The organism is Cohnella hongkongensis (assembly GCF_042654645.1).
GTDB classification, from domain to species: domain Bacteria; phylum Bacillota; class Bacilli; order Paenibacillales; family Paenibacillaceae; genus Cohnella; species Cohnella hongkongensis.
In genome coordinates this window covers 123485-148632 of the sequence record NZ_JBHSEP010000011.1, presented here as the reverse complement: position 1 = coordinate 148632, position 25148 = coordinate 123485, and the positions used below count along the sequence as shown (strand labels likewise).

General features: G+C 58.4%; 26 protein-coding genes and 1 riboswitch. Of the genes, 23 read left to right on the top strand and 3 right to left on the bottom strand.

All coding sequences use genetic code 11. The features are described 5' to 3' along the window. Window positions 1-132: 132 nt before the first annotated feature. Complete coding sequence (locus tag ACFO3S_RS16060) at window positions 133-849, bottom strand: hypothetical protein (protein ID WP_378098189.1); 717 nt, start codon at window positions 847-849, stop codon at window positions 133-135. A 286-nt stretch (window positions 850-1135) separates the two neighbouring features. After that, a complete protein-coding gene (locus ACFO3S_RS16055; RefSeq protein ID WP_378098186.1) occupies window positions 1136-1279 on the bottom strand; it encodes a hypothetical protein in 144 nt (47 codons plus the stop codon). A 73-nt stretch (window positions 1280-1352) separates the two neighbouring features. Here ACFO3S_RS16055 and ACFO3S_RS16050 point away from each other — a divergent pair, with 73 nt between their 5' ends. From ACFO3S_RS16050 to ACFO3S_RS15985, 14 genes are all read left to right on the top strand, one after another. Then, entirely contained in the window at window positions 1353-2252 is a 900-nt protein-coding gene (locus ACFO3S_RS16050; RefSeq protein WP_378098184.1) for a DUF6612 family protein, read from the top strand. A gap of 243 nt (window positions 2253-2495) precedes the next feature. Then, a complete protein-coding gene (gene ychF, locus ACFO3S_RS16045; protein ID WP_378098181.1) occupies window positions 2496-3596 on the top strand; it encodes a redox-regulated ATPase YchF in 1101 nt (366 codons plus the stop codon). Between the two features lie 278 nt (window positions 3597-3874). Then, the gene (locus tag ACFO3S_RS16040; protein WP_378098178.1) at window positions 3875-4996 is read left to right on the top strand and encodes a stalk domain-containing protein; all 1122 of its coding nucleotides are present in this window, start codon (window positions 3875-3877) and stop codon (window positions 4994-4996) included. Between the two features lie 323 nt (window positions 4997-5319). Then, window positions 5320-6396, top strand: a complete 1077-nt coding sequence (gene prfA, locus ACFO3S_RS16035) for a peptide chain release factor 1 (protein WP_378098175.1) — start codon at window positions 5320-5322, stop codon at window positions 6394-6396. A gap of 15 nt (window positions 6397-6411) precedes the next feature. Further along, entirely contained in the window at window positions 6412-7596 is a 1185-nt protein-coding gene (locus tag ACFO3S_RS16030) for a N5-glutamine methyltransferase family protein (protein ID WP_378098172.1), read from the top strand. Between the two features lie 751 nt (window positions 7597-8347). Continuing rightward, a protein-coding gene (locus ACFO3S_RS16025) for an IS3 family transposase (RefSeq protein ID WP_378098169.1) occupies window positions 8348-9486 on the top strand; the annotation gives its coding sequence in 2 pieces (ribosomal slippage) (window positions 8348-8597 and window positions 8597-9486; 1140 coding nt in all). A 557-nt stretch (window positions 9487-10043) separates the two neighbouring features. After that, complete coding sequence (locus ACFO3S_RS16020) at window positions 10044-10220, top strand: hypothetical protein (RefSeq protein ID WP_378098166.1); 177 nt, start codon at window positions 10044-10046, stop codon at window positions 10218-10220. Window positions 10221-10344: 124 nt separating this feature from the next. Further along, the gene (locus ACFO3S_RS16015) at window positions 10345-11007 is read left to right on the top strand and encodes a stage II sporulation protein R (protein ID WP_378098163.1); all 663 of its coding nucleotides are present in this window, start codon (window positions 10345-10347) and stop codon (window positions 11005-11007) included. A 64-nt stretch (window positions 11008-11071) separates the two neighbouring features. Continuing rightward, complete coding sequence (locus ACFO3S_RS16010) at window positions 11072-12157, top strand: L-threonylcarbamoyladenylate synthase (protein WP_378098160.1); 1086 nt, start codon at window positions 11072-11074, stop codon at window positions 12155-12157. A gap of 142 nt (window positions 12158-12299) precedes the next feature. Next, on the top strand, window positions 12300-12860 hold the full coding sequence (locus tag ACFO3S_RS16005; RefSeq protein WP_378098157.1) for a manganese efflux pump MntP: 561 nt from the start codon (window positions 12300-12302) through the stop codon (window positions 12858-12860). A gap of 22 nt (window positions 12861-12882) precedes the next feature. Next, complete coding sequence (locus ACFO3S_RS16000; protein WP_378098154.1) at window positions 12883-13473, top strand: low molecular weight protein arginine phosphatase; 591 nt, start codon at window positions 12883-12885, stop codon at window positions 13471-13473. 52 nt (window positions 13474-13525) lie between these two features. After that, a riboswitch (ZMP/ZTP riboswitch) is annotated at window positions 13526-13608 on the top strand. Window positions 13609-13796: 188 nt separating this feature from the next. Beyond that, the gene (locus tag ACFO3S_RS15995; RefSeq protein WP_378098151.1) at window positions 13797-14405 is read left to right on the top strand and encodes a TIGR01440 family protein; all 609 of its coding nucleotides are present in this window, start codon (window positions 13797-13799) and stop codon (window positions 14403-14405) included. 35 nt (window positions 14406-14440) lie between these two features. Further along, complete coding sequence (locus ACFO3S_RS15990) at window positions 14441-15691, top strand: serine hydroxymethyltransferase (RefSeq protein WP_378098149.1); 1251 nt, start codon at window positions 14441-14443, stop codon at window positions 15689-15691. 239 nt (window positions 15692-15930) lie between these two features. Beyond that, on the top strand, window positions 15931-18159 hold the full coding sequence (locus ACFO3S_RS15985) for a CAP domain-containing protein (RefSeq protein ID WP_378098146.1): 2229 nt from the start codon (window positions 15931-15933) through the stop codon (window positions 18157-18159). Window positions 18160-18231: 72 nt separating this feature from the next. Here ACFO3S_RS15985 and ACFO3S_RS15980 read toward each other — a convergent pair whose 3' ends face one another. Then, on the bottom strand, window positions 18232-18528 hold the full coding sequence (locus ACFO3S_RS15980) for an LSm family protein (protein WP_378098143.1): 297 nt from the start codon (window positions 18526-18528) through the stop codon (window positions 18232-18234). A gap of 211 nt (window positions 18529-18739) precedes the next feature. Here ACFO3S_RS15980 and upp point away from each other — a divergent pair, with 211 nt between their 5' ends. The 9 genes from upp (at window position 18740) to atpA (ending at window position 25088) form a co-directional block, all read left to right on the top strand. Continuing rightward, window positions 18740-19369, top strand: coding sequence for a uracil phosphoribosyltransferase (gene upp, locus ACFO3S_RS15975; RefSeq protein WP_378098140.1), 630 nt, complete (start codon window positions 18740-18742; stop codon window positions 19367-19369). A gap of 45 nt (window positions 19370-19414) precedes the next feature. Further along, entirely contained in the window at window positions 19415-20536 is a 1122-nt protein-coding gene (gene wecB / locus ACFO3S_RS15970) for a non-hydrolyzing UDP-N-acetylglucosamine 2-epimerase (RefSeq protein WP_378098308.1), read from the top strand. 188 nt (window positions 20537-20724) lie between these two features. Next, entirely contained in the window at window positions 20725-20949 is a 225-nt protein-coding gene (locus ACFO3S_RS15965) for a hypothetical protein (RefSeq protein WP_378098137.1), read from the top strand. Next, on the top strand, window positions 20942-21310 hold the full coding sequence (locus tag ACFO3S_RS15960) for an ATP synthase subunit I (RefSeq protein ID WP_378098134.1): 369 nt from the start codon (window positions 20942-20944) through the stop codon (window positions 21308-21310). Before ACFO3S_RS15965 ends, ACFO3S_RS15960 begins: the two co-directional genes overlap by 8 nt. 30 nt (window positions 21311-21340) lie before the next feature. Continuing rightward, on the top strand, window positions 21341-22102 hold the full coding sequence (atpB, locus tag ACFO3S_RS15955; protein ID WP_378098131.1) for a F0F1 ATP synthase subunit A: 762 nt from the start codon (window positions 21341-21343) through the stop codon (window positions 22100-22102). Window positions 22103-22175: 73 nt separating this feature from the next. Next, on the top strand, window positions 22176-22391 hold the full coding sequence (gene atpE / locus ACFO3S_RS15950) for a F0F1 ATP synthase subunit C (protein ID WP_378098128.1): 216 nt from the start codon (window positions 22176-22178) through the stop codon (window positions 22389-22391). 96 nt (window positions 22392-22487) lie between these two features. Then, window positions 22488-22973: a F0F1 ATP synthase subunit B gene (atpF, locus tag ACFO3S_RS15945; protein ID WP_378098125.1), complete on the top strand. Its 486-nt coding sequence runs from the start codon at window positions 22488-22490 to the stop codon at window positions 22971-22973. Beyond that, window positions 22970-23518: a F0F1 ATP synthase subunit delta gene (locus tag ACFO3S_RS15940; protein ID WP_378098122.1), complete on the top strand. Its 549-nt coding sequence runs from the start codon at window positions 22970-22972 to the stop codon at window positions 23516-23518. Before atpF ends, ACFO3S_RS15940 begins: the two co-directional genes overlap by 4 nt. Window positions 23519-23573: 55 nt before the next feature. Further along, entirely contained in the window at window positions 23574-25088 is a 1515-nt protein-coding gene (gene atpA, locus ACFO3S_RS15935) for a F0F1 ATP synthase subunit alpha (RefSeq protein WP_378098119.1), read from the top strand. Window positions 25089-25148 lie beyond the last annotated feature (60 nt).

Sequence of the window (25148 nt, the reverse complement as noted above, 5' to 3'; positions counted from 1 at the left end):
GCGGCGTTTTTTTCTATCGCTGACCCATTCGCGTTCCATCAGAGAGAGCCGGACGGGGCGCTGACGAACGGATAACAAAAAGGCCGGACAACGGGAATGATTCCCGCATGTCCGGCCTTTCCTCTATAGGTTTTAGACGGTCCATTGCCCATGGACGATGCCGACAAGGTGCCAATCGTCCTCGGCGGGCGCAAATACGAGCACAAGGCTTTGCCAATCCATGCCGTCGAGCTCTTCATCGAATCCCGGGAAATAGAATTCGACGTAAGAGGCTCCAGGGTAAACCTCCGGAACGTTAAAGCTCTCATTGCCCGTGCCGACGATTTGATTAACGTTAACTTGCGGAGCATCCGCGAAATCTTTCGTATATACATACTGCTCATAGTAGTCTCTGAACGTGAGCTCGATCGGCTCTCCGCTCCCGTCGGCTGCGCCCCATGTCAGCTTGCTCTCGTCCTTGAAGGTCGGGAACGCCTCCGGTTTAAATATGAGGTCGGTATCGACGTTGACGTGAGGGTAAGGAGAAAAGCGCAAGCCCTGCTCCGGGTCGATCAGGGTGACTAGAGAACCGAGATCTCTCTCTCTTAAATAACCGACGGCTTCGAGCGCAAGCTCCTTGAGCTTCGCGTCGGACGTCTGGTCTTGATCGGATGACGGAGAGGGCGAGCTTTCGCCTGGTTCGACGGAAGGCTCTTCGCTTGCGGCAGATGTCGCTGGGCCCCCTGAAGAGGGTGAGGGCGGGAAAGTGATCGGAGCATCGGTTGCTCCGTTCTTATTGGTGTTGGCTCCGCAGCCAGCCAATAGGACAGCGAGAAGAACCGCGGCCAGAAGCGGATACTTTCTACGCATCGTCTATTCCTCCTTGCAGTCAAGTATTTAGTTAGACGCAGGAAGAGCCGAGATGTTCCGATGGAAATTGCTGTAGGGCCGATTTTTATTCCTTGGGGAAACAGGAAAGACGTTCGTGGTTGTTGGACAAGCTAAGGGGAGAGGACGCGCAGCAGCCGCAGGTCCGACCGTTAGGCGCGGCTGGACTTCAGGGGCGGCGGGGATGCCGCGGGTCCTGGGAACGGCAAACCCGAGGATTAGCGGGTCGGCAGCCGCAAGGCGACTTGCCGATCCCGCGGCGCTTCGGTCAATCGGTTTTCTTCTTCGCCCGCGGCGCTGGGGCGACGGACTTGGTGTTCTCCAATGTGTCGTTAACGAAGGCCATGTCCTGATTTTCCGCCTTCATGCGCGCAGTGCCTTTATAGTTCCCTTTGTGCGATTGATTTTCCATGGGCGATCCCTCCTCTCTTCGAGGTCATTGTGCGCATTCCGCTAAAGCGTTATCCGTATCGGGAGGTTGGCAAATGATGATGAACGATTCGCCGCCGTCCGCGAGGCGAAGAGCGGTTTTCTCCTGTGCGGTCGGCTTGCTCGGGACGCTGCTGCTCGTTTCCTGCGGCGGGAATAACGAAGGCGCACAGCCGCCGGACGCTTCGCCCCCGCCGGGAATCTCGTCCGCCGGACAATGGCTGGAGCGGGGCGCTGCCGCCGCCGGCCAAATGAAGAAGTACGCTTTCGAGCTGCAGATGACCCAGGGGCTCGGTCCCGTCGGGAAGGCGGCGCGCTCGGACGTTCGCGTCGACATGCAGGGAAAGGTGGAGCGGGAGCCGCTCAAACTGGATCAAACGATCAAAAGCGTCATCGACGGAGAGGAGTCCGAGCTGCGCTCGATTGTGACGCCGGAGGCCTACTTCATGTACTTGCCCGAGTACGAGGAGTGGAGCCGGCTTTCCCCGGAGACTGCCGAGGAGAACGTGAAGACGCTGTCCGATCTGCAGGTCAATCCGGAGAAGGCGATTGCGCGCATTCGGCAGCTGGAGCCGAAGCTGCTCGCCGAGCGGAGCGGGAGCGCGACCGTGATTCGGTACGAGGGCAACGGGCCGGAGGCCAGCGTCTTTCTGGCGGGCTTGCTCAAAAGCACGCTCGGTCTGACCGATTCGGAAGCGGACATCGCGGAGAGGCTCGAGGTGGAGCGTCTAAAGGTGGCCTACTATCTGGATCAGGAGCATCACTGGCCGATGTCGTACCGGATCGAAACGGAGCTGACCGCCGAGCTCGAGCCGGGCCAGAAGACGCCGGTCAAGCAGACGGTGGCCGGTCTCTACGCCAAACCGAACGCCATCTCCGAGATCGTCGTTCCTCCGGAAGCGCTGGAGGCTCCGGACCCGGCCGAACTCGAGGATCTGTTCGATTTCGCGGCATAGTCCAGGGTGCGACCCGGGAACAGGAGGCGGCTGGAGAAGCAGGCACGCCCCGTAAGCGCAAAGCGGCGCTTGCGGGGCGTCTTCACGGGGAGGGGCCGACGCCGGAAGGGAGAACGCGGCAGGCGGCGAACAGTGGACGTTGCCGCGCTGTTCCGTTATAATGGCGTGAGAATTGAACAGCTTGACGATGCGCTTACAGCTGTAGGCGGTAAGCGATCGCGAGAAGTCAGGAGTGTTAGGCTAATGGCACTGTCGTGCGGAATCGTCGGCCTTCCGAACGTAGGGAAGTCGACCTTGTTTAATGCAATTACCCAAGCGGGAGCGGAGATGGCGAACTATCCGTTCTGTACAATCGATCCGAACGTTGGCGTCGTGGAGGTTCCCGACGAGCGGATGCAGAAGCTGGCGGAGATCGTGAACCCGAACCGGATCGTACCGACTGCGTTCGAGTTCGTCGATATCGCCGGCTTGGTCAAGGGAGCCAGCCGCGGAGAAGGGCTGGGCAACAAGTTTCTCGCCAACATCCGCGAGGTGGATGCGATCGTGCATGTCGTTCGCTGCTTCCAGGACGAAAACATTACGCACGTGTCCGGCAAGATCGATCCGATCAACGATATCGAGGTCATCAACCTCGAGCTGATCCTGACGGATATCGAGTCGGTCGAGAAGCGGATGGAGCGCACGCGCAAGGGGCTGAAGAGCGGGGACAAGAAGGTCGCCGAAGAGCTTGCGGTGCTGGAGCGTCTGCATGAGACCCTAACGGCGGAGAAGCCGGCCAGAAGTCTGGAGCTGACGCCGGAGGAAGCCCGGCTCGTCCGCGACCTCCATCTGCTGACGATGAAGCCGGTTCTGTATGCGGCGAACGTGAGCGAGAGCGACGCGGCCAATGCCGACGGCAACGAGTATGTGCAGAGAGTGCGCGAATACGCGGCGGCCGAAGGCTCCGAGGTGGTGCATATCAGCGCGAAGGTAGAATCCGAGATTGCCGAGCTGGAGGGCGAGGACAAGGAGATGTTCCTGCAGGAGCTCGGCTTGGCGGAGTCGGGACTTAATCGGCTAATTCGCGCTTCATATAAGCTGCTCGGGTTGTACACGTATTTTACGGCGGGAGTCCAGGAAGTGCGGGCGTGGACGATTCGCCAAGGAACGAAGGCGCCGCAGGCGGCCGGCGTTATTCATACCGACTTCGAGCGGGGCTTTATCCGCGCCGAGGTGGTGTCGTACGAGGATCTGGTCTCCAACGGCTCGATGAAGGCGGCCAAGGAGAAAGGACTCGTCCGGCTGGAAGGCAAAGAGTATGTCGTCGCCGACGGCGACGTGATGCACTTCTTGTTTAACGTGTAAGCTGCAGTCGATATTGAAGGCCGATGTTCGAGACGATCGAGCATCGGTTTTTTTGTGCCGCTTTGCAGGGAACGACGTTCGGGAATTCCGGCTGCGCCGGATGGGGAAAGCTCATGAGGAGGAAGACGCGTGCCGGAAGCGATTGCTTGCGCGACCGGAGAAAAGTTAGATTTTTCTCATGGAACCTTTTTCGTCAAGCGTGCGTCAGTGAGGTTGGAGGCAGGGCGGCAGCGCCCGCCGGAGCAACGTATCCGATCTTCCGAAAGGAGAAATTCATGATGAAGAAGAAAAAGCTGTTGGTCGTGTTGACCGCCGTCGGCCTGCTGGGGTCAAGCGCCGCCGTAGGCGCGAGCGGGCTCGTCGGCAAAGTTACCGGGGTATTCCATAAAGACGTCGTCGTATCCGTCAATGGAGACGTAACGGCGCTGAACCCGGTCTACATTAACGGAAAGGCTTATCTGCCGGCCCGCGAAACGGCGGCCGAGCTGGGCTACGAGCTCCGCTGGAACCCGAAAACGAAAGAGATCCAATTCCAATCGAAGGAAGTGCAGGAGGCGGAATATGCGAGAATGATCGGCGTTATCGTGAATATCGCGCCGACGGAGGAGGAAGGGCGGTACCGCGTGGAAATGCTCGGCCACGGAGATCAGCGCTGGATGATTTTGACGATCGACCGGGAGACCGAGCTGACGGACGAAAGCGGCAAAGCGGTCAACGTCGCCGATCTGCAAGCGGGCACCCGAATTATGGCCGAATTCGGCCCGATGATCGCGTTGAGCTTCCCGGGCCAATCGCTGGCGCATAAAGTCGTCGTCAGCGGGGAGACGGTCGTGAAGGAGGACGTCATCCAATCGATCGAGAAAACCGACGACGGCTGGAAGGTGGCGTTCGGCGAGACGAAGGACGGGCAGACGACGACTACGCTCGTGCTGAATGCGGGCAAGGAAACGAGCGTCATGACGGCTCAGGGCGAAGACATTCCGTTCGCCAACCTGAAGGCCGGCGACCGGGTTCGCGCCTATTACGGTCCGCTCCTGACGAAGAGCATGCCTCCGCAAAGTCCGCTCCACTATCTCGTCGTCCTCTCGGACGTCGCGCAGCTCGCTCCGGCGACGATCGCGGAATATCGCGAGCTGGGCTGGAAGAACATGCCGGAGAACGAGAAGCCGCATCTGATTACGAAGAAGGAGGAGGCCCAAGTCTCGGAAGTCGACTCCGCGAACATCAACCTGATGGGCTCGACGGAAGCGCAGAAGAAGAAGCTCGCCGAGATTCAAGCCGCAGCCGGCAAAGTAATCTCCGTCGTCTATAACACGGACCAGGACGCTCTCGTCGGACCGATCGCCATGATCTTCGACCCGGACACGAAGGAGTTCCTCGGAATTCTTCCGCGGATGTAAGCGGCCAAAGCGGTCCTGACAAGGGCTGCGGAACGAAATAGCATGGGCAAAAGGGGACCGATGAGCGATCATCGGTCTCTTGTTGTGGACGTGCGATGCCCGGGCTTAGGGCGATACTGCCGATCGATAACCTCGAAAGCCTGACAACTGCTCGAAGGATGGCTGCTGGACGTGTTCATGCCGAAAGCGGCGGCCATGATTCATAGGCTTCTCGAGAAATCGGGTCTGATCTGAACCGTCCAGCCATTCCCGCACGCTATTGCATTCATGTGCTATAATAAGGGGTAATGTAAACACTGCTAGCGAGCGGAGGATGAGGACAAGTGCTGGACCGTCTGCAAGTTTTGGCGGATCGATACGAGAAGCTTAACGAGCTGTTGAGCGACCCGGACGTGGTGAACGACTCAGCGCGGCTGAGAACCTACGCCAAGGAGCAAGCCGGACTCGAGGAAGCGTACCGAGCCTATGAAGAATATAAGCAAGTGCTGACGCAGCTGCAGGATGCGAAGGCGATGCAGGACGATAAATTGGACGACGAGCTGCGCGAGATGGTCAAGCTGGAGATCGAGGAGCTCGACGCCCGCCGCACCGAATTGGAGGAGAAGATCCGGTTCCTGCTGCTGCCGAAGGATCCGAACGACGGGAAGGACATCATCGTGGAAATTCGCGGAGCGGCCGGCGGCGAGGAAGCGAATCTGTTCGCGGCCGATCTGTACCGGATGTACGCGAAATATGCCGACAGCCAGGGCTGGAAGCTGGAGATGCTGGAGGCCAGCGTGAGCGACCTGGGAGGGTTCAAGGAGGTTATTTTCTCGATCAGCGGTCCGGAAGCCTACCGGAAAATGAAATACGAGAGCGGCGCCCACCGCGTGCAGCGGGTGCCGGAGACGGAATCCGGAGGACGCATCCATACGTCGACCTCGACGGTCGTCGTCATGCCGGAGGCCGAGGAACTGGACATCGTCATTCACGACAAGGACATCCGGGTCGATACGTTCTGCTCCAGCGGAGCGGGCGGACAGTCCGTCAATACGACCAAGTCGGCCGTTCGGGTCACCCACCTGCCTACCGGCATCGTAGCGACCTGTCAGGACGGCAAGTCGCAAAACGACAACAAGGACAAGGCGCTTCAAGTGCTGCGGACGCGGATTATGGACGTCAAGCGGCAGGAGGAGGAAGCGAAGTACGCCGGGGAGCGGAAGGAGAAAGTCGGCACGGGCGACCGGAGCGAGCGGATTCGCACCTACAATTTCCCCCAGAGCCGGGTGACGGATCACCGGATCGGGTTGACGATTCACCGTCTGGAATATGTGCTGAACGGCGATATGGACGAGATCGTCCAGGCGCTGACGTTGGCCGAGCAGGCCGAAATTCTCGAGCGCGAGCAGATGAAGCAATAAAGGGAGGGCTTGGGCGTGAGCTTGGAGCGAGAGGCGGGCCGCCCTCCCACGTTGGGAGAAGCTTGGCGAGCGGGCGCGGAACGACTAGGGCATGCCGGAGTCGAAGAAGCGAACGCGGACGCTGAGCTTCTCCTTCTTCATGCGCTGGGAATCGGGAAGGCGGAGCTGCTGCGGGATTGGCGGGAACCGTTTCCGGAGGAGAAAAGTAAGGCGTGGTCGGAGCTGCTGGAGAGACGGGAGACGGGAGTTCCGGTTCAGTACGTGGTCGGGGAGCAGCATTTTTACGGCCGGGCGTTTGAGGTGACGGAGGCGGTGCTCATTCCGCGCCCGGAGACGGAACTGCTGGCCGAGGCCGTGTTGAAGGCCGGAGACTTGATCTGGCCGGAGACCGGGTCGGCTGCAAGCGGGCAGGTCGAACAGCCTGAACGAGAACGGGAGACGTCGGAGCGGAGGTCCCCCCACCTGATCCGTTCGGAGGTTGGGGGCAGTGCGAATGAGCAGTTTGAAGAGCCTGAACGAGAACGGGGGGCGACGGAGTGGAGGTCCCCCGACCTGATCCGTTCGGAGGTTGGAGTCGGTGCGAATGAGCAGTTCGAAAAGCCTGAACGAGAACGGCAGACGTCGAGTTTCGATGCGGAGAAGCTATCCGGTGGCAGGGACGCTCCCCGTCCTGCGCCCGTCGTGCTGGACGTTGGCACGGGAAGCGGCGCGCTGGCGGTAACGTTGGCGGCCGAGCGGCCTCTCTGGCGGGTGACGGCTTCCGACTTGTCGGAAGCGGCGCTGCAAGTGGCGCGCGGCAACGCGCGGAAGCATGGGGTAGACGGACGGATCTCGTTCGTCCAGGGGGATCTGCTGCAGCTGTTTCTGACGTCGGCCGCGGGAGGCGGGCTAGCAGTGGATATTCTTGTGTCCAACCCGCCGTACATTCCGTCGTCTGATATTCCCGGGCTTCAGCGCGAGGTGCGCGATCATGAGCCTCGTCTTGCGCTCGACGGCGGCGAGGATGGGCTGAACCCCTATCGGACGATGGTCCGGCAGCTTAAGGAACTGCCCAGGCTGCCGCGGATCGTCGCTTGGGAGGTCGGAGCAGGCCAAGCCAGGGACGTCGCCGAGCTGCTCAGGGAGGCGGCCGATTGGACGGAGATCCACTTCGTCTTGGATTACGCCGGCATCGAGCGGCATGTAGTGGCGGTTCGGTGAGTTGCGGATACACGAATGGAGTCACAAGTAAAACGGCTTTCGGCGTCCTTAGGACGTTGAAGGCCGTTTGTCCAGGACGGCTCAGATAAGGACAGCAAAAGAGCTGCCAATCGGCGGCTTAAAATTCATCGGATTGCGAGACTCGCCCACCAGACCACCAACCCACCAGACCACCACGCACCAACCTACGCTAGCCAACCACCCCCCGCCAGCCCACCAACCAACCACGCACCAACTTGCGCCAACCCACGCCAACCAACCAGCCCAAGCTAGCCCACCAACTTACGCTTGCCCACCAGCCTACGCCGTCCCACGCCAGCCCACCAGCCCACGCCAGCCCACCAAACTACCCCAACCCACTAACGTAACGGTTGCCAGCGCGGCTAATCGTGCCGTTTACGCAACATGGAGATTGTAACGGTTGCAGCAGCGGCTATTTCAGCTGAAAACGTGCCGTTTCGCTCGATAACCCCAAAATAAGCGCGGTGGCAACCGTTAGCTTTTTCTTTTTCGAGAAAACGATCGATTAAGCGCCACTGCATCCGTTAGAAAGTTACAGGCATAATGTGCGCCGTCGATCGCATACGACAACGGCTTAACCGGACAACATGATGGGGAGGGGGCGACCTGCACGGTAACTTACGAAGACCAAGAGGCGGGGGCTAAAGGAGTCGCCGGCGGAGACCTTGATCTTGCCCCGAATAGATGGACACATAGAAACCCTCTATAATAAATGATGGAGGGATTTCTCATGGGGCAGAAAAAGTATGATAAGGCTTTTAAAGAACAAGTGGCATTGCGGATCTTGAGCGGAGAATCGACGATACGTGATTCCGCGAATGAGCTAGGTGTTCATTACACTACGGTTCGTGACTGGGTCCGTACGTACAAGCGAGACGGTAACGATGCCTTCCCAGGTAGCGGGCACCTAAAGCCGGAGGACGAAGAAATGCGCAACCTCCGAAAGCAGCTTGCCGATCTCAAGGAAGAGAACGAAATCCTAAAAAAAGCAGCGGCCTACTTCGCGAAAAATCTGAAATAATCAAGTTCAAGTTTATCTTTGAACACCGCTTCGAATTTCGGATTGCGAAGATGTGTCAGGCCCTCAACGTGTCGAGAAGCGGCTACTATGCTCATACCACTCGTCCTGAGAGTAAGCGCAGCAAGGAAAACCGCGAGCTCTTGGAGACGATTAAAGCTATACATGAAGAAAGCCATCGGATCTATGGTGCGCCGCAAATCGCCAATAATTTGCCTCCCGAGAAAAAGGCTAGCAGAGGCCGCGTAGCTCGAATCATGAAGGCAAACGGAATCCGCTCTAAAGTAGTGAAGAAATACAAAGCAACAACGAATTCAAACCACAACCTGCCTGTGGCAGAGAATCTTGTAGCACAAGATTTTAGGACGAGCAGGGCTAATGAAAAGTGGCTCTCAGATATTACCTACATTCCAACCGCGGAAGGCTGGCTCTATCTAGCTGGCGTGATGGATCTGCATGGGCGTAAGCTCGTAGGTTGGGCAATGGACAGTCGGATGAAGACGGACCTTGTCTCAACTGCTCTCAAGCAAGCCATCGGTCGTACAGGTGCGAAGCAAGGTTTAATCGTACATTCCGATCGTGGTGTTCAATACGCCAGCAAGGACTACCAGCAGCTGTTAAAGCAGCATGGTTTTGTATGCAGTATGAGTCGCAAAGGCAATTGTCACGATAATTCGCCAATGGAATCATTCTGGGGGAAGCTCAAGATGGAATGGCTTAATGAGCGCAGATTTAAGTCCAGAGCAGAAGCCAAGAAAGCTGTCTTTGAGTATATCGAGCTCTTTTATAACCGACGTCGAACGCATTCTTCTAACGGTTATGTGCCGCCTTTTGCGTATGAGAGTAAGTAATGATTCATTAGCCCAACGGGTGTAATTGGGGGATTCTAGCTGTCCACTTTTTCAGGTCAAGGTCACCTGCTGGTCAACGCGAGCAAAGGCCGATTCTCGCCACCCCACGCCAACTCGCGCCAACTTGCGCCAACCCCCACCAGCCCACTAACGTAACGGTTGCCAGCGCGGCTAATCGTGCCGTTTTCGCAACATGGAGATTGTAACGGTTGCAGCAGCGGCTATTTCAGCTGAAAACGTGCCGTTTCGCTCGATACCTCCAAAATAAGCGCGGTGGCAACCGTTAGCTTTTTCTTTTTCGAGAAAACGATCGATTAAGCGCTACTGCATCCGTTAGAAAGTTACAGGCATAATGTGCGCCGTCGATCGCATACGACAACGGCTTAACCGGACAACATGATGGGGAGGGGGGACGACCTGTTTGGTGACGGATGCGGAATTTTTGGAGGAGAAGCGGTTGATCGACGGGAGCGGCATCGGCTGCGAGACGGCGTCGGCGGCTACCGTCGATCGCAGGCTACGGTCGGTCGCGAGCTACGGTCGCGGGTCTGCGGAAGTTGGTCGCAAGCGGGACGATCGAGAAGGTGGAGGCGGCCGCCTGCATTCCCACGGGCCATCTGCTTAAGGATACGGATGCTTTGGGTACGTCGCTGCGGGGAGACAGAACGAAACGGACGATTGCGGCGGAGCGGACGATCGAATCTATGAAACGGAGGGAGAAGGCGGCACGATAAAAAGAGATTCCGGCGGAAAATCCGGATTGCTAGGTTTATAGATTTCAATTCCGGACATACTGATGGCTAGACGTTCCGGAACGCATAGCGCTGCGCCGACGGGTGCGATGAGGAGCGGGAAACTATGCGTAATCGCCATCATTCTTTTTTCTATGATTCGGCAACGAAAATGGTTTTGTTAATCGCCGTATTAGGGTTGGGTTTATTCGCGGGAGGGGCGCGGTTTGCGGCGGCGGGCAACGGGGAGACGATTCCCGAGGACGCCATCCGCATTCGCATTATCGCCAACTCCGACAGCCGGGCGGATCAAGCGATCAAAAATCAAGTGCGCGACGAGGTCGCCGCGCACATCGCATCGTGGGGCGGAATGCCCGATACCCACGACGAGGCTTACGCGCTCATCGAAAGCCGGCTGGCCGACATTCAGCGCGTCGTCGACGAGCAGTTGGACGAGCTCGGCGCAGCTTACGAAGGGACGGCCGAGCTGGGCGAGGTGCCGTTCCCCGAGAGAACGTTCGAGGGCTCGTCCTACGAGGCGGGGAATTACGAGGCCTTAAGAATTACGCTCGGCAAGGGAACGGGGACGAATTGGTGGTGCGTGCTGTTCCCGCCGCTCTGTCTGACGGCCGCTGTCGCCCAAGAGGATGCCGGGGCGACGACCGATGCGCGGAGCGCTTCGTCCGGAGGCGCATCCTCCGGGGCCGGAGACGATGAGCCGAAGGCGAAGTTCTTCCTGTGGGAGCTGCTGGAGAAGCTGTTCGCATTCCTCGGCTCGCTGTTCGGGTAAGCCGTCCCTAGCCCGGTATGCTATAATAGCGGGAAACCGGTTGAAGACGAGGATGATCCGCATCATGAGGATAGAGACGAAATATTGGCCCGCGGAGCAGCCGCGGGCCGGCATCGAGGAAGCCGCCGCGGCGATCGCCGCCGGCGGCGTTGTCGCGTTCCCGACCGAGACGGTGTACGGCCTCGGCGGGGACGCGACCAGCACGGAAGCGGTGGGGCGGATATTCGCGGCCAAGGGCCGTCCGTCCGACAATCCGCTGATCGTGCATGTGGCGCGAAGCGAGGACGCGGCCGGATTGGCCGCGGAGGTGGGCGCGGTAGAGAAGGCGCTGATGAGCGCGTTCTGGCCGGGGCCGCTCACGCTGGTGCTGCCGGTGAGGGAGGGGGCGGTGTCCCCGCTCGTGACGGCAGGGCTGGATACGGTCGCGGTGCGCGTTCCCGCGCATGAGCTGGCGAGGGAGCTGATCGAACGGGCGGGCTGTCCGGTCGCCGCGCCAAGCGCCAACCGTTCCGGACGGCCGAGCCCGACGCTGGCGCGGCACGTGCTGGAGGATCTGGACGGGAGAATCGACGGGGTGCTGGACGGCGGGGCGACCGGCGTAGGCCTGGAATCGACGGTCGTGCGGGTCGTGGACGGCGTCGTGCATATTCTCCGCCCGGGCGGGATTACTAAGGATCAACTGCGCCGGGCCGCGAAGGGGATGGCGGACGTGGCGGAGGATACGGCGCGGACGGAAGGCCGTCCGGAGACCGGAGCGCAGGCGGAAGATGCCTCGGCTCCGCGCTCCCCGGGAGTCAAGTATGCGCATTACGCGCCGCGAGGCGATATGCGGATCGTCACCGGGGAAGCCGGGCGACTGCCGCCGATCGTGCAGGAGCAGGCGGATCAGGCCGCAGCGGCCGGACGGCGGGTCGCCGTGCTGAGCTGCTCGGAGCATGCAGCCGGCTACCGGGCCCACGCCGTGTTCGATTGGGGCTCCCGAGCCGAGCCCGAGAAGGCCGCTCAGGCGCTGTACGCGACGCTTCGCGAGTGCGACGAGCGGGGCATCGACTTCATCGTCGCGGAGGGCTATCCCGAAGACGGGATCGGCGAAGCGCTGATGAACCGGCTGCGCAAAGCGGCCGGAGGGCGCGAGATTCCCGTCCGCTGATCGGAAGGAGCCTACCGCAGCCGCTGCTGGATTCCTTGTGCATGACCGACGTCTTGTCCGCATATGTTGTGAGGAAGGACAAGGCGGCGGCCGACGCGACCACCGTTCGTCGCGCCGGCCGGGTGCAAGGGGGAAGAAAAGCATGGTTGACGTGTCGGCGGCAGCCGGTCAAGCGCTGACCATATTCGTCATGGCGGTCGCCTTGGGGATGGACGCGTTCTCGCTCGGAATCGGAATCGGCTTGAGGGGCGTTCGCTTCTACGACATTCTGAAGCTGAGTACGCTGATCGGCATTTTCCACGTGCTGATGCCCCTCGGCGGGATGTATACGGGACAATACGTCGGCGAGCTGCTCGGAGGAATCGCGACCAGCGCAGCCGGAGCGCTGCTGCTCCTGCTGGGAGGACATATGGTGTACAGCTCGCTGCGGGGCGAAGCGGTAGACTCGATCAACCATCGCACGTTGTGGGGGATGCTCGTGTTCGCGTTCAGCGTAAGCATCGATTCCTTTTCCGTAGGGGTGTCCTTGGGAATGTTCTCGGCGCATGTCTGGCTGACGGTGCTGCTGTTCGGGCTGTTTGGCGGATTGATGAGCGTGCTGGGACTCATGCTGGGGAGAAAGGTCAGCCGAAGCCTGGGGGGGTACGGCGAAGCGCTGGGCGGTGTTATTTTGTTCGGATTTGGTCTATTATTTGTGATATAGAAGCGAGAAGCAGGGGGAAATCATGAATCGGATTTTGATCGTATGCACGGGCAATACGTGCCGCAGCCCGATGGCCGAAGCGATCTTCAAGGATCTGGCCGCCCGCAGCGGCAAAACGCTCGAAATCCGCTCCGCGGGCGTCGCGGCCTCGACCGGCTCTCCGATCTCGCCGAATGCGGCGGAGGCGCTCAGAAGAAGGAATCTGGACGTTCCCGGAGCTTCGACGCTGCTGACTGCGGAAGAGGTGCTTTGGGCCAATCTTATCCTGACGATGACGTCGGGCCACAAGCGGGCGATTCTGGAGCGTTACCCCGAGGCGCTGTCCAAAACGTACACGCTGAAGGAGTACGCGCTGCGAGGGGATCCCGTGATGGACGACGTGGCCGAGGCGGAGCGGCTGTACTCGGAGTGGCAGGTCAAGCAATTGCTCGGAGAGAAGCTGTCGGACGAGGAGAAGGCCCGCCTGTTCGAGCTGCAGCGAAGAATTCCCGATTTCGACATCGCCGATCCGTTCGGCGGTCCGCTGTCGCTCTATGAACGAACGGCCGACGAGATCGAGGATATTTTAATGACGCTGCTGGACAAATGGGATTCGAATCCGCGCGATTCGTAAGTCGGTGATTGCTTTTTTGGCGGACCTTCGGTATGATGAACGTATAACTTCAAGGTTCCGATGTAACTGGCGACGACAGGTGGAGCATACCACGGCGGAGCATCGGAATGACGGCCGGTCGCCTGGGCGAAGAGCAGCGTGCGTGAAGCGCGCTAGCTCTTTTTTGTCTTTTTTCGCTTGAAGCTGCCGTCGGCGTCCCGCCGTGCCGGCGTCCTGCGGATCGAGCCGCGAGGTCTGCGGTTTGGCCCAGGCAAATTCAGGTATACTACTATCTGGATTGTCGTTGTGTCGCGAAACCACTGCGCGTGAGGAGGTTGTCGGGTATGACGGGGGAAATGCAGTCGATAGCCGATCGGGCGGAACAATTGATGGACGAACTCGTAAAGATGGGCGCCGTCCGTCCGGGCCAGATCGTCGTGCTGGGCGTCAGCACGAGCGAGGTGCGGGGCCATCGTATCGGAACCTCGGGGGCGGAAGAGATCGCGAGCCGCATTCACGAGGGCATCGAGCGCGCGCGCGCGAGGGCCGGCGTTCACGTCGTCTGGCAGTGCTGCGAGCACTTGAACCGGGCGCTCGTGACCGAGCGCCGGCTGGCGGAGGCTCAGGGGTGGACCGAGGTGTCGGCCGTTCCCGTCCCGAAGGCGGGCGGATCGATGGCGGCGTATGCCTATCGCCGGATGGAGGAGCCCTGTCTCGTCGAGGCCGTCCAGGTTCATGCGGGCATCGACATCGGCGAGACGCTGATCGGAATGCACCTTCGTCCGGTCGCGGTCCCGCTCAGACCGTCCTTTCGCGAGATCGGGCTCGCCAGAGTGACGATGGCCGCGACCCGGCCGAGGCTGATCGGGGGCGCCCGAGCCGTATACGAGGCGGCACGCGAAGACGGAAAGGCGGCAGACACGGACGAAGCCGCTTCAAGCGCTTGCGATTGACTTCTTTCATTACGAAATCGGGAGGAATCATTATTATGTTGGAAAACCTGCGCAACCAAGATCCGGAAATCGTCAAAGCCCTTAATCTGGAGCTGAAGCGCCAGCGCGACAATATCGAGCTGATCGCTTCGGAAAATATCGTCAGCCCTGCCGTTCTTGAAACGATGGGCACCGTGCTGACGAACAAGTACGCCGAAGGTTATCCGGGCAAGCGTTACTACGGCGGCTGCGAATACGTCGACATTCCGGAGCAGATCGCCCGCGACCGCGCCAAGGAGCTGTTCGGAGCCGAGCATGCGAACGTGCAGCCTCACTCCGGCGCCCAAGCGAACCTGGCCGTCTACTTGGCCGTTCTGAAGCCGGGAGACACGGTGCTGGGCATGAATCTGGCGCACGGCGGCCACTTGACGCACGGCAACCCGGCGAACGCGTCCGGCTTGCTGTACAATTTCGTCGCTTACGGCGTCGACGACCAGACGTTCACGATCGATTACGAAGAGCTGCGCAAGGCGGCGTTCAAGCACCGTCCGCGCCTGATCGTGGCGGGCGCTTCCGCTTATCCCCGCACGATCGATTTCGAGAAGATCGGGCAGATCGCCAACGATGTAGGCGCGCTGTTCATGGTCGACATGGCGCACATCGCCGGTCTGGTGGCGGGCGGCGAGCATCCGAGTCCGGTGCCGCATGCGCACTTCGTCACGACGACGACGCACAAGACGCTTCGCGGCCCTCGCGGCGGCTTGATTCTGTGCCGCAAAGCGTGGGCGGCCGCGATCGACAAGGCCGTGTTCCCGGGCACGCAAGGCGGTCCGCTGATGCATATTATCGCTGCCAAGGCCGTCGCGCTCGGCGAAGCGCTGCAGCCGTCGTTCAAGGAATATGCCCGCAACGTCGTCGTCAACGCCAAAGCGCTGGCCGAGGCGCTCGTCTCCGAAGGCTTGAATCTCGTCTCCGGCGGCACCGACAACCATCTGATGCTGATCGACACCCGCAATCTGAACATTACGGGCAAGGAAGCGGAGCATGTGCTCGATTCCGTCGCGATTACCGTGAACAAGAACGCCATTCCGTTCGATCCGACGAGCCCGTTCATCACGAGCGGCATCCGGGTCGGAACGCCGGCCGTCACGACGCGCGGCATGGGCGTCGAAGCGATGAAGACGATTGCCAAGGTGATCGCTCTGACGCTGAGAAATACGAAGGACGAAGCGACTCTGGATCAGGCGCGCAAGATCGTCGCCGATCTGACCGCTCAATATCCGCTGTATCCGAACCTGGAATATTAATTTGGGGTGTTCTAGCCCGCCGGCATGCGATGAATTCGTTTGGCTGACAGGGCCGGGGCAGGCATAAAGAAGGAGGTCGTCTCATACGAGGCGGTCTTTTTTCTTTTTGGGAGGAGCCTGGCTGAACTGAATGCATGACCCTCTTTTGATGCGGTGTCCAAAAAAACGAAATCTTTGAAGTTTGTGGTAGAAAAGTTGTAGTATAATAGAACCAATTAGGTCGAAGGGAGGCGATTCCAGTGAAACGAATCATGAAATCGTTGCTAGTATTTCTGGCAATCTTGCTTTGTGTCGCCGGCTTTCCGGTTCAAGGGGCTTACGCCAATCCATCTTTCACTAGCGAGCACAACGAAGCGTTGAACTATCTCAATCAGATTCGGAGTAAAGTCGGCGTGGGCCAGGTTGTTCTCAATCCATATTTGAATCAGTCGGCTCAAAGCCATGCCGAATACTTGAGTAAGCATCGCGTCCTTCAACACGAACAACAACGCGGATTGGACGGATTTACGGGCGAGGGACCCAAGGAAAGAATTCAATTTGCGGGTTACCAGGGGCAAGCGGCGTCATTCGGAGAAGTCGCCGTGCAGCTTTGGGGTCAAGACGTCAAATGGGGCATAGATCAATTTATGCACGCGCCATTTCACAGACAAGCGCTGCTGAGTCACAAGGTTATCGAGATCGGAATGGGTCGGGCGGGCGATTATCTGGTTATTAATACAGGGTTGGCTGATCTTCAACAGACCGTACCGTATCATTATCCGTATGACGATCAGGTCGTCCCCGACAACATGTTCGGCAGCGGGATGGAGAGACCGGATCCGTTTGAAGTGTTCAGCATCCCAGGGAAAATGACCGGCTATGTCATTACTTATTCGTTCGTTGAACAGGGAGAATACGACTTTGAAATTACGGATCAGGAGGGGCGGGTGATTCCTTATTTCTCGGAAAGCGTCGGACTAACGAAGTACTTGTTCCCGGAAGATATTGCTTTTCAAAACCGCACCTATACGGTAACGGTGAAGAAACAAGGCCAATGGTTCGACCAGTTCAACTATACCACCACGAACCCTAACGCGCCGGTTCACGTTCCGCAGCAGCCGGCAAATCCCGAATTCCCCCCGGAGACGCCTGGCATCGAGCCGAAGGTTCCTTATAAGCCGCCTGCCGAACTGGAGCGCGCGCTTTCCAGGCTCAATGAAGTGAGGGCAAAGATGAATCTCGCCCCGATGAAGCTCGACGAACGACTTAGCGAGGTTGCTCGGGATTACGCCAAATACCTTTACACGGATAAGCCGGCGAGCATTCATGACGGGCCGACTCCTTACGAGCTTGCTCTGCAAGCGGGGAAAACGAACGCGATCCATTTTGCAAGCTTAAACGGGATAACGGATTTGAATAAAGTCATCGATATCGTCGTCATGGATACGTCCTACAGACAAGGATTCATTACGGACAGCAATACGGAAATGGGGATTGGCAGCTATGAGGACGTCGTTGTACTGATTTCAGACGAGACCGAACCGAATGCAGAGCCTATCCACTATCCTTATGACGGGCAAGTCGGGGTGGAGCTTATCAATCCGTACTACGTCGATTACGTCAACAATCGCTTAAAAAGCGCGCTTCCTTCATATGGCGGATTTCCCGTTACCTATCGAGTCAAGACGGCTGGCCATTACCAATTCGCGCTGACTGACTCGAAGGCGAAGAGCGCGGAGATCGACGTGTACGACTATGGAGTCAGCCAGAGCGTTCGGGATTACCGAATCATTCCGAGAGAATCCTTGAAGCCGAATGAAACGTATACGCTGACCGTCCGCCAAAACGGAGCTCTTTACGATCGCTTTTCATTCAAGACCGGGACAGGGAGCTTCCTCCCGGCGGCGCAGTCTGGAGGGACATCTCCCGAGGCGCTTCCGGATCGGCAACCGCTTGACATCGGCGCTCGATTCCCGGATTACGATCCGAAGGCTTATTGGGCAGAGAGCGTCTCATGGGCGATTGAAAACGGGTATCTACGAGGAATAGAGATGAAAGACGGAAATAAACCGCCCAAAGCCTACATTATTCCATCCGGGGCGTTGACGGAAGCGGAATTGCTGACTTTGCTCTATCGCTTCGATGGGGGACAGGCGGAAGGCGAGAAATCGTCCTGGTGGGCGGAGGACGGTTATCGCTTCGCCGCCGAGCGCCGATTGCCCGTCCGGGGCGGGCCGGATAACCGCAAGGCGGCCAACGAACCGATCACGAGGGAACAAATGGCGAGAATTCTGGTTTCTTACTGGACCGAAGCGCCGAAGACGGAGAGGCAAGCTATTCAATATATGTATGATCGGCAATGGGCAACCGGGTATCGGGACAAAAGCGGAGCCGTACCGAAAACCTACGAATCCTTCGGTCCGCGCCAATGGCTGACGAGAGCCGAGTTGGCGACGCTGCTGCACAGGATTTCAGGTTCCGGCAAGTAACGGGCAGGACTGATTTAGAGGCCAAAGGCCCCTCGGCGGATAACTCGCCGAAGGGCCTTTGGCTTTAACCGCTCAGATCAGCAGCGTAATGACGAGCAGCTCGAACAGCACCAGCGTGATAATCGCGTTCGAAGCGTACGGCCCGAAGAAGCGCGCGTCTCCGGTCATCAGGTGCAGATAGGTATTGTCCGACCCGACGACCACGCCTTCGTACGTATGTCCGTCGATCGTCTCCACGCGAACTTTGCGGTTCATGCATTGGCCGCAGACGCCGGCGAGCTTCCGGCGGGTTCTCCGCAGCTGTTCGCACCACTCGTTGTCGGCCTTGTACAGCAGAGCCGGGCTGCGGGTGGCGGATCGGGTTGGCACAGGCATTCCTCCTACAGGTCTTTGCTCCTATGCTATGCGGATGCCCGGCGAGAGGGACGCCTATGTTTTTCGACGAAAACCGCACTAAGCGGGAAGGATGTTATGCACCCGTTCGGAGACAATGATATAATGAACGGGCAAGCTACATAGGGAGGACGGACCGGAGCGCCGGGGCGCGCTTGCGGAAGCCGTCGAAGAAAGGGTAGAACATATGGGACGACTCGTCATTTGCGATCATCCGTTGATCCAACACAAGATTACCTTCATCCGCGACAAAATGACAAATACGAAGCAATTTCGAGAACTGGTCGACGAGGTGGCCATGCTGATGGCTTACGAGCTGACGAGGGACGTTCCTCTGTCCACCGTGCGGGTCGAGACGCCGGTTCAGGCTGCGGAAGGGAAAGTGATCGCCGGCCGTATGATGGGGCTCATCCCGATCTTGCGAGCGGGGCTGGGCATGGTCGACGGCGTGCTGAAGATCATTCCGTCCGCCAAGGTCGGCCATATCGGCCTGTATCGCGATCACGAGACGCTGCAGCCGGTGGAATATTACTGCAGCCTGCCGTCCGACGTGAAGGAGCGGGAGCTGATCGTGATCGATCCGATGCTGGCCACGGGCGGCTCGGCGAACGCCGCGATCGACATGCTGAAGGCGCGGGACTGCCGTCCGACGAAGCTGATGTGCCTGATCGCGGCTCCGGAGGGTGTGAAGGCCGTTCAGGAGAAGCATCCGGATATCGATATTTATTTGGCGGCGCTGGACGAGAAGCTGAACGACCACGGCTACATCGTTCCGGGCCTCGGCGACGCCGGGGATCGCCTGTACGGCACCAAGTAAAGGCAACCGGAGGGGGAGCGGGAAGTGAACGGAAAAATCAAAGTCATGACCATATTCGGCGTTAGGCCGGAAGCGATCAAGATGGCGCCGCTGATTCTGGAGCTGCAAAAGTATCCGGAGCAGATCGAGTCGGTCGTCTGCGTCACCGCCCAGCACCGTCAGATGCTGGATCAGGTGCTGGAGGTGTTCGGGATCAAGCCCGACTACGACCTCGACGTCATGCAGGCCAGCCAGACGCTGAACGAGATTACGATCCGCGTTCTGCAAGGACTGGAGCCGGTGCTCAAGGAAGCGAAGCCGGATATCGTGCTCGTCCACGGGGACACCTTGACGACGTTCCTGGCCAGCTACGCATCCTTCCTTCAGCAGATCAAGGTCGGCCACGTGGAAGCCGGGCTGAGGACGTGGAACAAGCTGTCTCCTTATCCGGAGGAGATGAACCGGCAGCTGACCGGCGTGCTGGCCGATCTGCATTTTGCCCCGACCGGCTGGTCGGCGGGCAACCTGATCAAGGAGAACAAAAACGAGGAAGCGATCTACGTCACCGGCAACACGGCGACCGACGTGTTCCAATATACGGTGAAGCCCGACTTCGCCCACCCGGTTCTGGACTGGTCGGCGGGCAAGAGATTGATTCTGATGACGGCGCATCGCCGCGAGTCGCTCGGAGAGCCGCACCGGCAAATTTTCAGAGCGGTGAAGCGGATTGCCGACGAGTTCGAGGATGTCGCGATCGCCTATCCGGTGCATCCGAATCCGGCCGTGCTCGAGCCGGCCCGGGACATTCTCGGCGGCCATCCGAGAATTCGGCTGATCGACCCTCTGGACGTCGTCGAGATGAACAACTTCTATGCGCGCACGCATCTGATCTTGACCGATTCCGGAGGCATACAGGAGGAAGCGCCGTCGTTCGGCGTGCCGACGCTGGTGCTGCGGGATACGACCGAGCGGCCGGAAGGCATCGAGGCGGGGACGCTGGAGCTGGTCGGAACGGACGAAGAGAACGTCTATCGGCGGACGAAGGCGCTGCTGAGCGACGCCGAGCTGTACAGGCGGATGAGCGAAGCTTCCAATCCTTACGGAGACGGAAGGGCTTCGGTGCGGATCGTGCGATCCATTTTGCACCATTTCGGACGCGGCGAAAGACCCGATCCGTTCGGCCGATAAAACCCGGTTTCCGCGGAATGGCCGCAATCTGTACAGCATACAGTTGAACTGTATGGTTGGCGCTGCCAACAAACCGCGTATTTACAAGGTTTTTAACTTGAACGTTCACATAATTTTTGATTTTCTGCGAATTGACAAACCTTCTTTGTCTTCGATAAAATGTATGAAGGTCGACAGAGGTACACAAGATGATAAAGATGAACAATGAGGACAACCCTTGGCGAACGTTGGCTCTCGTCGGAGCGCTCGGTTTCGAAGTGGGACTTTGCACAGTCTCGGGTTACTTGATTGGCGGTTGGATCGGCCCGACCTCTTCCGGCTGGAAGTTGGCGGGCGTTTTCGTGGGTCTGGGCATCGGACTTCTGATTGCGGTCCTCATCGTCAAGAGAGCTCTGGAGAATAAAGATGGATGATATTCTAAGGAAAGCGTCGCGCGTAACCTTGCTGTTTCTGTCGCTCTGCATCATGTTGTGGGCCGTTCTGCCGGAATGGCGGATCTACACCGCGGGCGTATCCCTTGGCGTGGCCGTAAGCATGATTAACGCCTACCTGCTGCGAAAAAGAGTGGCCTGGATCGGAATCGTTTTCAAGGACAATCCGAATCCTCCGCGCAGAGTGGGCATGGGGCTGGCCAGTCGTCTGGCCACGGTGCTGATCGCGGCGATGGCGGCGTATCGTTTTCCGGAGTACCTTCATCTCCCTTCCGTCATGTACTCTTGTTTCTTTATGCCTGTCGTTTCGTTGTTCGTTGCTTTTCTAGACAACAGACGTTAAATCTGAGGGAAAGGAGGAGAACATCACAGCATGCATGAATTTCCCGTGCTAGAGGTCGCAGGCTTGCGCATCGATCTTTCGACCTTTATTGCGATTATCGTCTCTGCGATCATTACGTTCGTGCTCGCTAGACTCGCCGTGCGCAACTTGTCGGTGGAGAATCCGTCCAAGCTGCAGAACTTCATGGAATGGGTCGTGGAGTTCGTCCAGTCGACGATTGCCAGCACGATGCCGCTTCATCGCGTGAAACCTTATGTTTCGCTCGGCTTGACTCTCATCATGTTCATCTTTATTTCCAATCTCCTGGGCTTGCCCTTCGGGATCGTCACCGAGATCCATCATGTCGACGAGGCGCTCGGCGTAACGAAAGAAATGCTGGACAAGTACGGCGGGCACGTCCATCTGGCTTGGTGGAAGTCGCCTACGGCGGACTTGTCGGTGACGTTCGGATTGGCTGTCGTCGTGTTCATCCTGATTCACTTCCTGGGAATGAAGCTGAATCGCAAGCATTATGTTGAACACTACTTCAAGCCGTTTCCGATCTTCTTCCCGCTTAATATTATCGAGACGTTGGTGAAGCCGCTGACGCTCGGAATCCGGCTATTCGCGAATATTTTTGCGGGCGAAGTGCTGATCGCGACGATTCTGATGCTCGGCTGGGTCGGCATTCCGTTCCTCGCCATCTGGCAAGGCTTCAGTATATTCGTCGGCGCGATTCAGGCTTTCCTGTTCACCATCTTGACAATGGTTTACATCTCGCAGGCGGTCATTCACGAAGAACACGAGCACTAATGATGCCGGCCGCCTAGCGAGCCAATGGTGTCGATAAACTATTATTTCACGAATAATGAGGAGGATTTACACAATGGAAGTATTGGCAGCAGCAATCGCAGTAGGACTGGGCGCTATCGGCGCAGGTTTCGGTAACGGTATGATCGTCTCCAAAACGGTTGAAGGCATCGCTCGTCAGCCGGACGCTGCAAGCAAGCTCCAAACGACGATGTTCATCGGCGTAGGTATCGTCGAAGTCGTGCCGATCATCGGCGTCGTTATCGGCTTCTTGGCTTTCTTCAGCGCCTAATCGAATCGTACAAACCAGCATGGCGGGGAAGGCCAAAGCCCTCCACGCCATCGTTGTTTAATCAGGTAGGGACAGATTACGGAAAGGAGTGCAACTATGGATTTCAAATGGGAATCGTTCGTATTCGCGATCATCGCGTTCGGCATTCTGTACGTGCTTCTCAATAAGTATGCATTCGGTCCGTTGTTCAGCATCATGGAGAAGCGCCGCGAGATGATTAAGGAGCAACTGAACAGCGCCGAGAAAAATCGCGCCGAGGCCGATCAATTCATAGAAGAACAGAAGCAAGCTCTGCAGCAGGCGCGCAAGGAAGCCTACGATATTATCGAGCAAGCGAGAATCACCAGCTCCAAGCAAGCGGACGACATCGTTCAGACCGCTCGCAGCGAGTCCGAGCGCCTTAAGGAAGCGGCGCTTCAAGAAATCGAGGTCGAGAAGAACAAGGCGGTCGCCTCGCTCAAAGCGCAGGTCAGCGGCTTGTCCGTCCTGATCGCTTCCAAGATTATCGAGAAACAAGTCGACGAGCAATCCCAGAAGGAGCTTGTCGATCAATACCTGCAGAATGTAGGGAATAAATCATGAGCCGCGGCACGGTAGTCGCCAAGCGCTATGCGAAAGCGCTGTTTCAGGCGGCAGAACAAAAGGGGCTTGTGGCCGAGACCGAGACGCAGCTGAAGCTGATCGTCGACGTCATCGAGGGAAATGCCGAAGTTCGCGCTTTTCTCGCGGCTCCCAACATTACGCTCGAGAAGAAAAAGCAAGTATTGTTCCAAGCTTTCGCGGCCGACGTCTCCCCGATCGTCATGAACACGGTCGGCCTGCTCGTCGAGCGGGGGCGCGAAGGCAGTCTTACGGCGATTTTGACCGCGTATCTGCAGGTGGCCGGAGAAGCGCTCGGCCGCGCAGACGCGCACGTGACTTCGCCTGCGCCGCTCAGCCAGGAGGAGCAGACGAAGCTCGCCGAGAAATTCGGAGCTCTGCTGGGCAAGAAGGTACGGATCACCAATAGCGTGAATCCCCAACTGCTTGGAGGCCTTACCGTTCGGATCGGCGATACGCTGTACGACGGAAGCCTCAGAGGCAAACTCGAACGTCTGGACAAAACGCTGCAAACGGCAGCGATTTAATGAAATAAACAATACCATTTCCCATTTGTAAGCAATGGAGACAGGGGTGAACGAATTGAGTATTAGGCCCGAAGAAATCAGCACTCTGATTAAGAAACAGATCGAGCAATACCAATCCGATATTCAAGTCGTCGACGTGGGCACCGTGATCCAGGTCGGAGACGGAATCGCTCGCGTACACGGCTTGGAGAAGTGTATGGCAGGGGAATTGCTCGAATTCGAAGGCGGCATTGTCGGCATGGCCCTCAACCTCGAGGAAGACAATGTCGGCGTCGTCATCATGGGTCCTTATACGACCATCCGCGAGGGCGACCAAGTCAAAAGAACGGGCCGCATCATGCAGGTTCCGGTCGGCGAAGAGCTGCTCGGACGCGTCGTGAACTCGCTGGGACAGCCGGTTGACGGCAACGGCCCTATCCACACGACGAAGACTCGTCCGATCGAGTCGCCGGCTCCGGGCGTTATGGACCGGAAATCCGTTCACGAGCCGATGCAGACTGGCATCAAAGCGATCGACGCGATGATCCCGATCGGCCGCGGCCAGCGGGAGCTCATCATCGGCGACCGCCAAACGGGGAAAACGACGATCGCGGTCGACACGATCGTGAACCAAAAAGGCAACGGCGTTATTTGTATCTACGTGGCGATCGGTCAGAAGCAATCGACCGTCCGCAGCCTGGTCGAAACGCTGCGCAGGCACGACGCTCTCGATTATACGATCGTCGTGACGGCGAACGCCTCCGAGCCTGCTCCACTGCTGTATCTGGCGCCGTACACGGGCGTATCGATGGCCGAGGAGTTCATGTACAACGGCAAGCACGTTCTGATCGTATATGACGATCTGACCAAGCAAGCCGCGGCTTACCGCGAACTTTCCCTCTTGCTTCGCCGTCCTCCGGGCCGCGAAGCTTATCCGGGCGACGTCTTCTATCTGCACTCCCGTCTCCTCGAGCGCGCAGCCAAGCTGAGCGACGAGAAAGGCGGCGGCTCGATTACCGCGCTGCCATTTATCGAGACGCAAGCAGGCGACGTTTCCGCTTATATCCCGACCAACGTTATTTCCATTACGGACGGTCAAATTTTCCTGGAATCCGATCTGTTCTACTCCGGTCAGCGTCCGGCGGTTAACGTCGGGATCTCCGTATCCCGGGTCGGAAGCTCCGCGCAGATCAAAGCGATGAAGAAGGTAGCGGGCACGCTGAAGACCGACCTTGCCCAATACCGCGAGCTGGCGGCTTTCGCGCAGTTCGGCTCCGATCTCGACAAAGTTACGAAATCGCGTCTGGACCGCGGGGTCCGCACGCTTGAAATTCTGAAGCAAGGCGTTAACCAGCCGCTTCCGGTCGAGCGTCAAGTCGTGTCGCTCTACTTGGTGACCAAGGGCCACCTGGATTCGATTCCGGTGCAGGACGTTCGCCGCTTCGAGGCGGAATTCCTGAATTATGTCGACGCGAACCGTTCGGAGATCTTCCAGTCGATCCGCGATACGAAGGACTTGACGGCGGAGACCGATCAAGCTCTGATCGACACGATCGCGGCATTCAAGAAGAGCTTTAGCGTATCGGAATAAGCCGGGCGACGGCGAGCAACACACATTAAGCTTTGGCCGGACCGGCCTCAGCCGGTCCCG